At 74.7% G+C, this 16,121-nt stretch carries 1 protein-coding gene and 1 pseudogene; both read left to right on the top strand.

From position 1 onward, the window contains the following. The first annotated feature begins 3 nt into the window (after positions 1–3). Positions 4–2,085: an ABC transporter ATP-binding protein gene (locus F7P10_RS10095; protein WP_254716524.1), complete on the top strand. Its 2,082-nt coding sequence runs from the start codon at positions 4–6 to the stop codon at positions 2,083–2,085. A gap of 25 nt (positions 2,086–2,110) precedes the next feature. After that, positions 2,111–16,051: pseudogene (locus F7P10_RS43230) on the top strand (amino acid adenylation domain-containing protein); the annotation flags it as partial. Between the last annotated feature and the right edge of the window lie 70 nt (positions 16,052–16,121).

The following is a 16,121-nucleotide window of genomic DNA, read 5'->3' as shown; positions in this document are numbered from 1 at the left end:
GGGATGGGGGGCGAGGAGGTGACCCGGCAACGGGTCCGTCCCGGCACCTTCCGGCGGATCCTGCCCTACGTCCGGCCGTACCGCGGCCTCGCGCTGGTCCTGCTGACAGTCACCGTCCTGGGCGCGGGGGTCACGGTCGCGATCCCCCTGCTCTTCAAGGTCATCATCGACGACGGCGTGATCCCGCGCGACACCGGGGTCGTGGTGTGGGTGGCGGTGGCCGCCGCCGTCCTGTCCCTGGCGGACGCGCTCGGCAAGCTCGCGGCGGCGCGGCTGGGTGGCCGGATCGGCGAGGGGCTCATCTACGACCTGCGCACGGAGGTGTTCCGGCACGTCCAGCGGCAGCCGCTCGCGTTCTTCACCCGCGCGCAGACGGGGGCGCTGGTCAGCCGGCTCAACACCGACGTCATCCAGGCGCAGCAGGCCGTCACCTCGCTGCTGTCCATGGCCGTCCCGAGCGTGCTGACGCTGCTGCTCGTGCTCGGCACGATGTTCTACCTGTCGTGGACGATCACGCTGGTGGCGGTGCTGATGCTGCCGCTGTTCCTGCTGCCCGGACGGCTGGTCGGGCGCCCCCTGCAGCGGCTCACCCGCGAGTCGATGCACCAGGACGCCGAGATGGGCTCGCTCATGCACGAGCGGTTCAACGTGACGGGCGCGCTGCTGGCGAAGCTGTACGGCCGCCCGGACGAGGAGGCGGACGTGTTCGCGCGGCGCGCGGCGCGGGTCCGTGACATCGGCGTGGTGACATCGGTGTACGCCGAGCTGATGCTGATCTCGGTGATGCTGCTGGCGTCGCTGGCGACGGCGCTGGTGTACGGGCTGGGCGGCGCCCTGGTGATCGACGGCGCGGTGCAGATCGGCACGCTGGTGGCGATGGCGACGCTGCTGACCCGGCTGTTCGCCCCGCTCAACCAGCTGTCCGGCATGCAGGCGGACGCGATGACCGCGCTGGTCAGCTTCGACCGGGTCTTCGAGGTCCTGGACCTGAAGCCGCTGATCGCCGAGCGCCCGGACGCGCGCCCCGTCACCGCCGCGCGGGGCACCGCCGCGAACGGCGCCGCGACGGCCCCGGAGATCACGTTCGAGGGCGTCGCGTTCCGCTACCCGTCGGCGGCGGACGTGTCGCTGGCGTCGCTGGAATCGATCGCGCTGCCGGCACCCGACCGGGCGGAGAACCCGCCGGTGCTGCGGGACGTCACGTTCACCGCCCCGGCGGGCCGGATGACGGCGCTCGTGGGGCCGTCCGGCGCGGGCAAGACCACGATCACGCATCTGGTGCCGCGGCTGTACGACGTCGATTCGGGCGCCGTCCGGATCGGCGGGGAGGACGTCCGCGACCTCACCCTCGACTCGCTGCGCGAGACGGTCGGCATGGTCACCCAGGACGCCCACCTGTACCACGACACGCTGCGCGCGAACCTGCTGTACGCGCGCCCGGACGCCACCGAGGACGACATGCGGGACGCGTGCGAGGCGGCACGGATCTGGGACGTGATCGCCGCGCTGCCCGACGGCCTCGACACGGTGGTGGGGGAGCGCGGCTACCGGCTGTCGGGCGGCGAGAAGCAGCGGGTCGCGATCGCGCGGCTGCTGCTCAAGGCTCCGCCGGTGGTGGTGCTGGACGAGGCCACCGCGCACCTGGACTCGGAGTCGGAGTCGCAGGTGCAGCGGGCGCTGCGCACCGCGCTGCGGGGACGCACGTCGCTGGTGATCGCGCACCGGCTGTCCACGATCCGGGAGGCGGACCAGATCCTGGTGGTGGACGACGGCCGGATCATCGAGCGGGGCGACCACGAGGAGCTGCTCGACGCCGGCGGCCTGTACGCCGAGCTGTGCCGCACGCAGTTCGCGGCGGCGCGTCCCGACCCGGACCGTGACCGGTTTCCCGAGCCCGCCGTCGCCGGAGCCCCCCACATGGGCCCCGGCATGGGGCCGCCTCCGGGCCCCGGCATGGGGCCGCCGCCCGGTCCGGGCATGGGCCCGCCGCCCGGCCCCGGCATGGGGCCGCCGCCCGGCCCGGGCATGGGCCCGCCGATGGGCCCGCCGATGGGTCCGCCGATGGGTCCGCCTCCGCGCCGGTGAAGTCCGGCTTACCCGGTCGTACCAGATGAGGGCAGCACCGATGACTGAAGGCATGCACGGCCGTCGACCGTCCGCGGCCCGGTACCACGTCTGGCTCGGCGGGCGGCTCGGCGCGCCGGGCACGGCCCACCATGTCGCGGGCCTGGTCGAGTTCGCCGGGCCGGTGGACGCCGAGCGGCTCGCGGGCGCCGTCCGCGCGGCCGTCATGGAGGCGGGGCTGCACGTCGCCGTCCGCGAGACGCCCGCCGGTCCCCGGCTCGTCCCGCTGCCGGGCGAGCCGGACGCGACGGTCGTCGACCTGCGGTCCGAACCCGACCCGGACGCCGCGGCCCGCGCGTGGGCGGACGCCGAGCGGGCCCGCCCCGCCGGCCCGCTCGCGCAGGCCGTGCTCCGCACGGCCGACGGCCGCTGCCTGTGGTACCAGCGGTACGCCCCGATCCTTCTCGACAGCCACGCCCGGCCCCTGCTCGAACGGCGCGTCGCGCGGCTCTACACGGCGCTCGCCGAGGGCACCGCCGCCCCCGCGTCGCCCTTCCCGGCACCGGCGGACGTCCTCGCCGAGGAGGACGCCTACCGCGACTCGCCCGACCACGCCCGCGACCGCGAGTACTGGACGGCCGCCTACGCCGACCGTCCCGAACCGGTCCCCCACCCGCCCGCCCTGGACGGTGCGCCCGTGCCCGGCGGCGCGGCGGCGGGCGGGGAACCCGTGGGCGCGGCCGTCGAGGAGCGGGTCCGGGAGATCGCGGAGCGCGGCGGCACCGGGCCGGACGTGGTGCTGGTCGCCGCCGCGGCGGCGTATCTCGCGCGGCGCGGCGGGGTCCGTGACGTGGTGTTCGGGGTGTGCCTGCCCGGCCGCGTGGGGCCGCTGGCGGCGGCGGCGCCGGGCGCGGACGTGAACGTGCTGCCGGTCCGCGCGCACGTGGACCCGGCCGCGACACTGCCGGAGCTGGCGGCACGGCTGGCGGGCCCGCTGCGGGACGCCGCCGGGCACGGCCGGTACCGGGGCGAGGAGCTGCGCCGGGAACTCCGCTGGCCGGTGGGCGGACGGCCGTTCTTCGGCCCCGTCGTGGACATCGTCCTGGACGACCGGGAGCTGGACTTCGCGGGCGTGCCCGCCGTCGCGCGCGAGCTCGCGGCGGGGCCGCCCGGCGAGCTGTCGCTCGTGGTGCGCGGCGGCCCGGCGGGCGGCGGGCTGCGGGTGCGGTGCGCGGCGGGCGGCGGCGACCGGGCGGCCGACGGGCGCGCGTTCGCCGGCTACATCGCGGCCCTGGCGGGCGGTGCCCGCGCGGGGGAGATCGACCTCCTGCCGGAGCGCGCGGCGCGCCGGGTCGTGAAGGACTGGAACGACACCGCCCGCCCCGTTCCCGCCCGCACCCTCCCCGAGCTGGTCGAGGCGCAGGTCGCGCGGACCCCGGACGCGGTCGCGGTGGTGTTCGAGGGCCGTTCGCTGACGTACGCGGAGCTGGACGCGCGCGCGAACCGGCTGGCGCACGAGCTGATCGCGCGGGGCGTCGGGCCGGAACGCCGCGTCGGTGTGGCACTGGAGCGGTCGGCGGATCTGGTGGTGGCGCTGCTGGGGATCGTCAAGGCGGGCGCCGCCTACGTGCCGATGGACCCGTCCGCGCCGCCGGACCGGACGGCGCTGCTGCTCCGCGGCTCGTCCCCGGCCGTGGTGGTGGCGACCGGCGACACCGCGGCGGCCGTGGCGGGCGCCGAAGTGCTGGTGCTGGACGATCCCGGCGTGCGGGCCGCGCTGGCCGCCCGCTCCGCGGCGCCGCCGGTGGACGCCGACCGGGCCGTGCCGCTGCGCCCCGCCCACCCCGCCTACGTGATCTACACGTCCGGATCGACCGGCACGCCGAAGGGCGTGGAGGTCTCCCACGCCTCGATCGCGAACCGGCTGGCGTGGCTGCAGGGCGTCCACGGGCTGACGCCCGGCGACCGGGTGATGCAGAAGACGCCGATGAGCTTCGACGTGTCGGTACCGGAGTTCTTCGGCACGCTGCTGGCGGGCGCCCGGCTGGTCGTCGCCCGTCCCGGCGGCCACCGCGACCCGGCCTACATCGCCGGGCTGATCGAGCGGGAGGCCGTCACGGTCGTCCATTTCGTCCCGCCGATGCTGCGGGCGTTCCTGCTGGACGAGCGGGTCGCGGACCGGTGCCGGAGCCTGCGGCGGGTGCTGGCCAGCGGGGAGGCGCTGCCACCGGACCTGGTGGAGCGGTTCCACCGGATGCTGCCCCTACCGCTGCTCAACCTCTACGGCCCGACGGAGGCGGCGGTGGAGGTGACGGCGTGGACGTGCGCCCCGGACGTCCGCCAGGACACCGTGCCGATCGGCCGTCCGGTCTGGAACACCCGCGTGTACGTGCTGGACGAGTTCCTTCGCCCGGTGCCGCCGGGCGTGCCCGGCGAGCTGTACCTGGCGGGCGTGCAGCTCGCGCGCGGCTACGCCGGGCGGTCCGCGCTGACCGCGGAACGCTTCGTGGCCTGCCCGTTCACCGGGCCGGACGGTCCCGGCGGGCGGATGTACCGGACGGGCGACCGGGCCAGGTGGACCGCGGACGGCTCGGTCCGCTACGAGGGCCGCAACGACGACCAGGTGAAGATCCGGGGGTTCCGGATCGAGCCGGGCGAGGTCGAGGCCGCGCTGGCGGACCATTCCGGCGTCCGGGAAGCAGTGGTGCTGGCCCGGGAGGACCGGCCGGGCGTGCGGCGGCTCGTCGGATACGCGGTGCCCGCGGGCCCGTCCGGGCCGGGCGCGCCCGGAGTGACCGAGGCGGACCTGCTGGCGCACGCGGCCGGGCGCCTGCCGGAGTACATGGTGCCCGCCGCGGTGATGATCCTGGACGCGCTGCCGGTGACGGCGAACGGGAAGCTGGACCGGGCGGCGCTGCCCGCACCCGCCGACACCGCCCCGGTGCGGGGACGCGCGCCCGCCACCCCGGCGGAGACCGCGCTGTGCGGGGTGTTCGCGGACGTGCTGGACCTGCCCGAGGTGGGCGCGGACGACGCGTTCGTCGCGCTGGGCGGCGACTCGATCATGGCGATGCGGGTCGTGGCGCGGGCGCGCCGCGCGGACGTCCACATCACGCTGGCGCAGGTCTTCGAGCACGGCACCCCGGCCCGGCTGGCGGCGGCCGCCGAGACCGCGCCCGCCGACGGCGGGTTCGCCCGCGAGCCCGCCGAGCCGTCGTTCGCGCCCCTCACCGGCGAGCAGCTCGCCGAACTCGGGCCGGACGTCGTCGACGCGTGGCCGCTGTCGCCGCTGCAGCAGGGACTGCTGTTCCACGCCAGCTACGACGAGCGGGCCCGCGACGTCTATCTGGTGCAGACCGTCCTCGACCTGGCGGGCCCCCTCGACACCGCGCTGCTGCGCGCGTCCTGGGAGGCGCTGCTGAACCGGCATCCCGGCCTGCGCGCCGGCATCCGGCGGCACCCCGGGACGGGCCGCGCCGTCCAGGCGATCGAGCGGCGGGTGACGGCGCCGTTCCGGGAGGCGGACCTGACGGGACGGGGCGCCGCGGCGGAGGCCGCGGCGGACCGGCTCGCCGCCGCCGACCTCGCGGAGCGCTTCGACCTGGCGGCGCCGCCGCTCGGCCGGATGCTGCTGGCGCGGCTCGGCGCGGACCGGCACCGGCTGATCCTCACGCTGCACCACATCGTCGTCGACGGCTGGTCGGTGCCGGTGCTGCTCCGGGAGCTGTCGGCGATCTACGCGGCCGGCGGGGACGCGGCGGCGCTGCCCCCGGCGCGGCCGTTCCGCGACCACCTCGCCTGGCTGGACCGGCAGGACCGCGACGCGGCGCGGACGGCCTGGCGCCGCGCGCTGGACGGGGTGGGCGAGCCGACGGAGGCCGCCCCCGGGGGTGCGGGCGCCGAAGCGCCGGCCGTCCCGCCGGAGCACGTGACCGCGGTGCCGGACCGGGCGCCGGCGGACGCGCTGCGCGCGCTCACCCGGCGGCACGGCCTCACCCTGAACACGGTTGTCCTGGGGGCGTGGGCGGTGCTGATCGGGTCGCTCACCGGCCGCCGCGACGTCGTGTTCGGCACCACGGTGGCGGGCCGCCCGCCGGAGCTGCCCGGCGTCGAGGAGATGGTCGGGCTGTTCATGAACACCGTCCCGGTGCGCGCCCGACTCGACCCCGCGCGGCCGGTCGCCGAACTGCTCGCCGACCTCCGGGAGCAGCGGGCCGGGCTGATCGCGCACCAGCATCTGGGGCTGGCCGACATCCGGCGGGCGGCGGGGCCCGGCGCCATGTTCGACACGATCGTGGTGTCACAGGACTACCCGGACGCCGCCCCCGGGCCGGGCGGGCTGCCGGTCACCGGGCAGGTGACGGAGAACTCGGTCGCGCACTATCCGCTCAGTCTCGCCCTCACCCCCGGCGACCGGCCGGCCCTGCGCCTGGAGTACCGGCCCGACCAGTTCGACGCCGCGACGGCCGAGGCCCTCGTCGCGCGGCTGCTGCGCATCCTGGACGGGTTCGCCGCCGACCCCGGCCGCCCGCTCGCGGCGCTCGACGTCCTCACCCCGGCCGAACGCCGGGCCGTCCTGACCGAATGGAACCGCGGCGGTGCGGCCGGGAGCGCCGAGGTGTACGTCCTGGACGACTTCCTCCGGCCCGCCCCGCCCGGTGTGACCGGCGAACTGTACGTCGCGGGCGGCGGCCCGGCGGGGGAACCCGCGGGCGACGGACCGGCGCCGGCCGCGGCACTGATCGTCGCCTGCCCGTTCACCGGCGGGCGGATGCGGCGGACCGGCGACCTGGCGTACTGGACGGCCGGCGGCGAACTCGTCCGCGCGGGCCGCCGCGCCGGCGAGCCGGCGCCGACCTCCGCCGCACCCGGCCCGGCCGCCGGCCGCGCCCCGGCGAACCCCGCCGAAGAGGCGCTGTGCGGCCTGTTCGCCGAGGTCCTCGCCGTCGAGCGGGTCGGCGTCGACGACTCGTTCTTCGCGCTCGGCGGCGACTCGCTGCTCGCCATGTGGCTGATCGCGCGGATCCGCGCGGTGCTGGACGCCGAGATCGCCATCCGCGACCTGTTCACCGCACCGACCGTCGCGGGCGTGGCGCGGCTGCTGGCCGGCGACCGCGCCCCCGCCGAACTGGCGCCGCTCACGGCCCGCCCCCGCCCGGACATCGTCCCGCTGTCGTCCGCGCAGCGGCGCATGTGGTTCCTGAACCGGCTGGAGGAGTCGGGCGCCGGCGCCGGGTACGTCGTGCCGGTGGCCCTGCGGCTGTCCGGCGAGGTGGACGCCCCGGCGCTGGAGGCGGCCCTCGGCGACGTCGCCGACCGGCACGAGAGCCTGCGCACCCTGTTCCCCGACCACGGCGGCGGAGCCCGCCAGGAGATCCTGCACGGCGTGGCGGGACGCCCCCTCCTGACCGTCGCCGACGCCGCCCCGGTCGGGCTGGACGACGCCATCGCCGCGGAGGTGGCGCGCCGCTTCGACCTGTCCCGTGAACTGCCGTGGCGGGCGCGGTTGCTGACGGTGGCGCCGGACGAGTCGGTACTCGTTGTGACCACGCACCACGTCGCGATGGACGCCTGGTCTCTGGACGTCCTCGCCCGCGACCTGCGGACCGCGTACACGGCCCGGAAGGCGGGCCGGGCCCCGGACCTGCCGCCGCTGCCCGTCCAGTACGCCGACTACGCGCTGTGGCAGCGGGACGCGCTCGGCGACCCGGACGACGCGGACGGCGTGATCGCCGCCCAGCTCCGGTACTGGCGCGACACCCTCGCCGGGCTCCCGGAGGAACTCGCCCTGCCCGCCGACCGGCCGCGCCGCACCCGGTCGTCCTTCCGGGGCGGGCTCGTGCCGCTGACGGTGGAACCGCACGTCCACGCCGCGCTCGCCGACATCGCACGGCGCGACGGCGGCACCATGTTCATGGTGGCGCAGGCCGCGCTCGCGGTGCTGCTGACCCGGCTCGGCGCGGGCACCGACCTCCCCCTCGGCACCCCGATCGCCGGCCGCTCCGACACCGCCCTCGCGGGCGTCATCGGTTTCTTCCTGAACACGCTGGTGCTGCGGACGGACGTGAGCGGCGACCCGACGTTCGCCGAGCTGCTGGCCCGCGTCCGGGAGACGGACCTGGCGGCGTTCGCGCACCAGGACGTCCCGTTCGAGCGGCTGGTCGAGGATCTGAACCCGGTGCGGTCGCTGGCGCGGCATCCGCTGTTCCAGGTGATGCTCACGCTCGACAACGCTCCGGCGGCGAACTGGGACCTGCCGGGCCTGGACGTCCGGCCCCTGCCGGCCGTGCCGCTGCCCGCCAAGTTCGACCTCGCCGTCACGCTCGCCGAACGCCGGGACGGGTCCGGCGCGCCCGCGGGACTCACGGGCGCGATCGAGTACGCGGCCGATCTGTTCGACGGGTCGACGGTTCGTGCGCTGTCGGGTCGGCTGGTGCGGGTGCTGGAGCAGGTGTCGGCCGATCCGGATGTTCGGGTCGGGGATGTCGAGGTGCTGTCGCCCGAGGAGCGGCGGCTGGTGGTGGAGGGGTGGAACGCCACGGCTCGTCCGGTGGCGGGTGTGTCGTTGGTGGAGTTGTTCGAGGAGTGTGTGGTGCGGGCGCCGGATGCGGTGGCGGTGGTCGCGGGCGGTGTGTCCTGGTCGTACGCGGAGTTGAACGCTCGCGCGAACGGTGTGGCGCGTGGCCTGGTCGGTCGGGGTGTGGTGCGTGGGTCGTTGGTGGGTGTGCGGATGGAGCGGTCGCCGGAGCTGGTGCCGGTGTTGCTGGGTGTGTTGAAGGCGGGTGCGGCGTATGTGCCGCTGGATGTCTCGCATCCGCAGGAGCGGCTGGCGTCGATCGTGGCGGAGGCCGGTGTGTCGGTGGTGGTCACCGGTGAGGACGTGTTCGAGCCGGTGGAGGAGAACCCGCGTGTTCACATCCGGGCGGAGGATCTGGCGTATGTGATGTACACGTCGGGTTCGACGGGTGTGCCGAAGGGTGTGGCGGTCACGCACGGGAACGTGGTGGCGTTCTGCCTCGACACCGCCTGGCGGGACGAGGTCGTGGAAAGCGTCTTGGTCCAGGCGAACCATGCGTTCGATGCGTCGACGTATGAGATCTGGACGCCGCTGCTGCGTGGTGGTCGGCTGGTGGTCGCGCCTGCGGGCGACCTGGACGCGGCCGAGCGGGGGCGGTTGATCGCTGGGCATCGGGTGACGAACGTGCATGCGACGGCCGGTCTGTTCCGGGTGCTGGCCGAGCAGTCGCCGGAGATCTTCGCGGGTGTCCGTGAGGTGTCGACGGGCGGGGACGTGGTGTCGTCCGCGGCCGTGCAAGCCCTGCTGCGAACCCACCCGGGGCTGGTCGTGCGGACGACTTATGGCCCGACCGAGGCGACCGCGTTCGCGACGCATCTGGCCTTCGGGGCCGGTGACCGGGTTCCGGCGTCGTTGCCGATCGGGGTTCCGATGGACAACACCCGCGCCTACGTGCTCGACGAGCGGCTGTCCCCGGTTCCTCCGGGCGTGGTGGGTGAGTTGTACCTCGCGGGCCATGGTCTGGCGCGCGGGTATGCGTCGCGTCCGGCGTTGACGGGTGAGCGGTTCGTCGCGGACCCCTTCGTCGCGGGCCGGATGTACCGCACCGGCGACCTGGCCCGCTGGACCGGCGACGGCGTCCTGGAGTTCGCGGGGCGTGCCGACGAGCAGGTCAAGATCCGGGGGTTCCGGATCGAGCCCGCCGAAGTCGAAGCCGTCCTTGCCGCGCATGAGGGCGTCGTCCAGGTGGCTGTGATCGCTCGGGAGGATCAGCCGGGTGTGAAGCGTCTCGTGGCCTACGTGGTCGGTGACGCGGACGGGACCGTGCTTCGGGAGTTCGCGGCCGTCAAGCTGCCAGATCACATGGTTCCCGCCGCGTTCGTGTGGCTGGACGCCCTGCCCGTCACGGTGAACGGGAAGCTCGACCGGGCCGCACTGCCCGCCCCGGACTTCGCCGCGGAAGCCACCGGCCGCTCGCCCGCCACCCCGGACGAGGAGCTGCTGTGCGGGCTGTTCGCCGGGGTGCTGGGGCTGGAGCGGGTCGGTGCGGACGACTCGTTCTTCGCGCTGGGCGGCGACTCGATCATGTCGATGCTGGTGGTGTCGCGGGCGCGCCGGGCGGGCCTGGTCATCTCCGTGCGGCAGGTGTTCGAGCACCGGACACCTGCCGGGCTCGCGCGTGCGGCGGTGCCCGTCAGGGCGGGCGGGGCGGACCAGGCCGAAGACGTCGGCAGCGGCACCGTCCCGCTGACACCGGTGATGCTCGAGTCGGTCGAACGGTCGGGGCCGGCCGGCCCGGCCGCGAGGTTCGGCCAGTCGATGCGGGTCGGCGTTCCGGCCGGGCTGGAGGAAGAGCGGCTGGTGGCGGCGGTGCAGGCCGTCCTCGACCGGCACGACGTGCTGCGCGCCAGGTTGGTGGAGGGTTCCGCTGATGGGGCCTGGAACCTCGTCGTGCCGCCCGCGGGCTCGGACGAGGCGATGCCGGCCCGGGCGTGCGTCCGCCGGGTGGACGCGACGGATCTGGACGAGTCGGCGCTCGTCGGCCTCGCGGAACGCGAGGCCGAGCGGCTGGATCCGCGGGCGGGTGTGATGGTGCGGGTGGTGTGGTTCGACGCCGGTTCGGAGGTCGAGGGCCGGTTGTTGCTGGTGGTGCATCACCTGGTGGTGGACGGTGTGTCGTGGCGGGTGCTGTTGCCGGATCTGGCGGCGGCGTATGCCGATCCGGGTGGGTTGGAGCCGGTGGGGACGTCGTTCCGGCGCTGGGCGCGGGAGCTGTCCGCGCAGGCCGTGAGCGAGGTTCGTGCAGGGGAGCTGCCGGCGTGGATACAGATCGTTGACGGCCCCGACCCTGAGCCGGTGGAACCGGAGGCGCTCGGCGGCGAACTCCGCGAGGTCAGCCTGACCGTGCCGGGTGAGGTGGGTTCGGCGTTGCTGCGGCGGGTTCCGGCGCTGTTCCATGCCGGGGTCGATGAGGTGCTGCTGGCGGGGCTGGTGGCGGCGGTGGCGGAGCGGCGCGGGGATCGGGGCGGGGATGCTTCGGCCGGGATGCTGGTGGATGTCGAGGGGCATGGCCGGGAGGCGTTGGCGCCGGACATGGATCTGTCGCGGACGGTGGGGTGGTTCACGGCGGCGCATCCGGTGCGGTTGGACCCGTCGGGCATCGATCTGGCGGGGGTGCGCGGGGGCGGTGCCGGGGCGGGGGTGTTGATCAAGCGGGTGAAGGAGCAGGTGCGGGGTGTTCCGGCCGATGGTCTGGGTTACGGGATGCTGCGTCGTCTCAATCCCGAGACCGGGCCGGTGCTGGCCGGGCTTCCGGGGGCCCGGATCGGGTTCAACTACCTGGGCCGCTTCACCGCCGAGGACGGCGCGTGGCTCCCGGTAGGGGGCGGGCTCGGCGCCGTCGGCGGTGTCGACGGCCCTCCGCCGCACGTCCTCGACGCGGAAGCGCTCGTCCACGACCTGCCCGGAGGGCCGGAACTCACCCTCAGGCTGAGCGGCACCGGCACCGAGATGCTCGACGACCTGGCCGGGCGCTGGGCGGCGATGCTCGGGGGCCTGGCCGCGCACGCCGCCGACCCGGCCGCCGGCGGGCACACACCGTCGGACTTCCCGCTGGTGGCGCTGGACCAGGAGCAGGTGGACGAGCTGCAGGCGGCCTCGCCCGAGCCGGCCGACGTATGGCCGCTGTCACCGCTGCAGGAGGGACTGCTCTTCCACGCCGGATACGACGGGACCCGGGACGTCTACGTGGAGCAGCGCTCCCTCGAACTGGCGGGCCCGTTGGACGCGCGGACGCTGCGGGCGTCGTGGCAGGCGCTCCTGAACCGGCACCCTGGCCTGCGCGCAGGTTTCCGGCAGCCGACCGGGGCCCGTCCCGTCCAGGTAATCGCACCGGATGTGCGCGTCCCGTGGCGGGAAGTGGATCTGTCCCACCTAGGGGAGGACGCAGAAGCGGAGGCGGACCGGCTCGCCGGCCGGGAGCACGCCCGGCGCCTGGACATGACGGATCCGCCGCTGCTGCGTGTCCTGCTCGCGAAACTGGCGGAGAACCGGCACCTCATGGTGCTGACGATGCACCACATCGTGCTGGACGGCTGGTCGCTGCCGCTGCTGTTCCAGGAGCTGTCGCAGGTGTACGCGGCGGGCGGTGACGCGAGCGCCCTGCCCGCGGCGACGTCCTACCGCGACTACCTGGCCTGGCTGGACGGTCAGGACGCGGAGGCGGCGCGGACGGCATGGACGGACGAGCTGGCCGGGGCCGTCGAGCCGACGCACGTCGTGCCGTCCGGCGCCGGTGAGCAGGCTCCCGACCACGTCGTCACGCCGATCCCTCCCGACCTCGCCGAGAGCCTCCGGGACGTGGCTCGTGCGCACGGTCTGACGTTGAACACGGTGTTCCAGGGTGTGTGGGCGGTGCTGGTGGGGGTGCTGGCGGGTCGGCGGGATGTGGTGTTCGGGGCGACGGTGTCGGGTCGTCCGGCGGAGTTGCCGGGTGTGGAGCGGATGCTGGGGTTGTTCATCAACACGGTTCCGGTGCGGGTGGAGCTGGATCCGGGGTGCCGGGTGGTGGAGTTGCTGGCGGGGTTGCAGGAGCGGCAGTCGGCGCTGCTGCCGCATCAGCATCTCGGGCTGGCGGAGATCCAGCGCCTGGCGGGGCCGGGCGCCGCCTTCGACAGCCTTCTCGTCTACGAGAACTTCCCCGAAGCCGACCTGCCGTCCGACGCGTCAGGGCTCGACGTCACCGGCATGCGTGCCCGCGATGCGGCGCACTACCCGCTGATCCTGGGCGTGATGCCGCAGGACGGCGAACTGCGGCTGGACTACCGGCCGGACGTGTTCGACGAGGCGACGGCCCGAGTGCTGCTGGACCGTGTGGTGCGGGTGCTGGGGCAGGTGTCGGCCGATCCGGGCGTTCGGGTCGGGGACCTCGAACTGCTGTCGCCCGAGGAGTGGCGGCGGGTGGTTCGCGATTGGAACGACACGTCTCGTCCGGTGGCGGGTGTGTCGTTGGTGGAGTTGTTCGAGGAGCGGGTGGCGGGGGCGCCGGATGCGGTGGCGGTGGTCGCGGGCGGTGTGGTGTGGACGTATGGGGAGTTGAACGCTCGTGCGAACGGTGTGGCGCGTGGCCTGGTCGGTCGGGGTGTGGTGCGTGGGTCGTTGGTGGGTGTGCGGATGGAGCGGTCGCCGGAGTTGGTGGCGGTGTTGCTGGGTGTGTTGAAGGCGGGTGCGGCGTATGTGCCGCTGGATGTCTCGCACCCGGAGGAGCGGCTGGCGTCGATCGTGGCGGAGGCGGGGGTGTCGGTGGTGGTCACCGGTGAGGATGTGTTCGAGCCGGTGGAGGAGAACCCGCGTGTTCACATCCGGGGGGAGGATCTGGCGTATGTGATGTATACGTCGGGTTCGACGGGTGTGCCGAAGGGTGTGGCGGTCACGCACGGGAACGTCGCGGCGTTCTGCCTCGACACCGCCTGGCGGGACGATGTCGTGGAATCCGTCCTGGTGCAGGCCAATCATGCGTTCGATGCGTCGACGTTCGAGATCTGGACGCCGTTGCTGCGTGGTGGTCGGCTGGTGGTCGCGCCGTCGGGTGATCTGGATGCGGCCGAGCGGGGAGCGTTGATCGCTGGGCATCGGGTGACGAACGTGCATGCGACGGCGGGGTTGTTCCGGGTGCTGGCGGAGCAGTCGCCGGAGATCTTCGCGGGTGTCCGTGAGGTGTCGACGGGCGGGGACGTGGTGTCGTCCGCGGCGGTGCAAGCCCTGCTGCGAACCCACCCGGGGCTGGTGGTGCGGACGACTTACGGCCCGACCGAGGCGACCGCGTTCGCGACGCATCTGGCCTTCGGGGCCGGTGACCGGGTTCCGGCGTCGTTGCCGATCGGGGTTCCGATGGACAACACCCGCGCCTACGTGCTCGACGAGCGGCTGTCCCCGGTTCCTCCGGGCGTGGTGGGTGAGTTGTACCTCGCGGGCCATGGTCTGGCGCGCGGGTATGCGTCGCGTCCGGCGTTGACGGGTGAGCGGTTCGTCGCGGACCCCTTCGTCGCGGGCCGGATGTACCGCACCGGCGACCTGGCCCGCTGGACCGGCGACGGCGTCCTGGAGTTCGCGGGGCGTGCCGACGAGCAGGTCAAGATCCGGGGGTTCCGGATCGAGCCCGCCGAAGTCGAAGCCGTCCTTGCCGCGCATGAGGGCGTCGTCCAGGTGGCTGTGATCGCTCGCGAGGACCAGCCGGGCGTGAAGCACCTGGTGGCCTACATCGTCGGTGACGCCGATGAGGCGGAACTGCGGGAGTTCGCCGCCGCGCGGCTGCCCGACCACATGGTTCCCGCCGCGTTCGTGCGGCTCGACGCCCTGCCCGTCACGGTGAACGGGAAGCTCGACCGGGCCGCACTGCCCGCCCACAACTTCGGCGGCGCGGCGAGCGGCCGCGCCCCGGCCACCCCGGACGAGGAATTGCTGTGCGCTGTCTTCGCCGGGGTGCTGGGGCTGGAGCGGGTCGGTGCGGACGACTCGTTCTTCGCGCTGGGCGGCGACTCGATCATGTCGATGCTGGTGGTGTCGCGGGCGCGCCGGGCGGGCCTCGCGCTGTCCGCGCGGCAGGTGTTCGAGCTGCGCACGCCCGCCGCGCTCGCGCGCGCGGCCGAGCGGGGGCAGACGGCCGAGCCGTCCGCCGAGCGGGGCACGGGAACGGGTGCCGTGCCGCTGACGCCGGTCATGCGCGACGTCCTCGAACGGTCGGGCGCCGCGGCGCTGTCCGGGCCGTTCAGCCAGTCGATGCTGGTGACGGTGCCGGCGGGCCTCGACCGGAACCGTCTGGAGACGGCCGTGCGCGCGGTCGTGGATCACCACGACATGCTTCGGGCGCGGCTGAGGCGGGCCCCGGACGGCGGGTGGGAACTGGACGTTCCGGCGCCGGGCGGCGCCGTGGCCGGGCCGCGCAGGGTCGAGGTGTCCGGGCGGGACGTGCCGGTCGGCCTGATCGAACGGGAGGTGCGGCGCGAGGCCGAGCGGCTGGATCCGCGGGCGGGTGTGATGGTGCGGGTGGTGTGGTTCGACGCCGGTTCGGAGGTCGAGGGCCGGTTGTTGCTGGTGGTGCATCACCTGGTGGTGGACGGTGTGTCGTGGCGGGTGCTGTTGCCGGATCTGGCGGCGGCGTATGCCGATCCGGGTGGGTTGGAGCCGGTGGGGACGTCGTTCCGGCGCTGGGCGCGGGAGCTGTCCGCGCAGGCCGTGAGCGAGGTTCGTGCAGGGGAGCTGCCGGAGTGGACGCGGATCCTCGACGGCCCGGACCCGCTGATCGGGGACCGTCCGCTGGATCCGGCGCGGGACACCGTCGCCGCGGGCACGAACCGTGCCGTCCGGCAGGTCCCGGGTGAGGTGGGTTCGGCGTTGCTGCGGCGGGTTCCGGCGCTGTTCCATGCCGGGGTCGATGAGGTGCTGCTGGCGGGGCTGGTGGCGGCGGTGGCGGAGCGGCGCGGGGATCGGGGCGGGGATGCTTCGGCCGGGATGCTGGTGGATGTCGAGGGGCATGGCCGGGAGGCGTTGGCGCCGGACATGGATCTGTCGCGGACGGTGGGGTGGTTCACGGCGGCGCATCCGGTGCGGTTGGACCCGTCGGGCATCGATCTGGCGGGGGTGCGCGGGGGCGGTGCCGGGGCGGGGGTGTTGATCAAGCGGGTGAAGGAGCAGGTGCGGGGTGTTCCGGCCGATGGTCTGGGTTACGGGATGCTGCGTCGTCTCAATCCCGAGACCGGGCCGGTGCTGGCCGGGCTTCCGGGGGCCCGGATCGGGTTCAACTACCTGGGCCGCTTCACCGCCGAGGACGGCGCCGGGTGGCGGCCCGCCGGGGAATCGTCGCTGGGCGGCTCCGCCGACCCGGCCATGGCGCTCGCGCACGAGCTGGAGGCGGGCGGCGTGGTACTCGACCGTTCGGACGGGCCGGAACTCACCCTCTCGCTGACGGCTCCGGCCGGGCTGCTGGACGAGTCGGTGCTCGACGACCTGGCCGGGCGCTGGGCGGCGATGCTCGGGGGCTGGC

This window comes from Actinomadura sp. WMMB 499, assembly GCF_008824145.1.
Classification (GTDB): Bacteria; Actinomycetota; Actinomycetes; order Streptosporangiales; family Streptosporangiaceae; genus Spirillospora.
The sequence above is the reverse complement of the archived record's forward strand: the minus strand, read 5'-3'. Positions and strand labels throughout refer to the sequence as shown.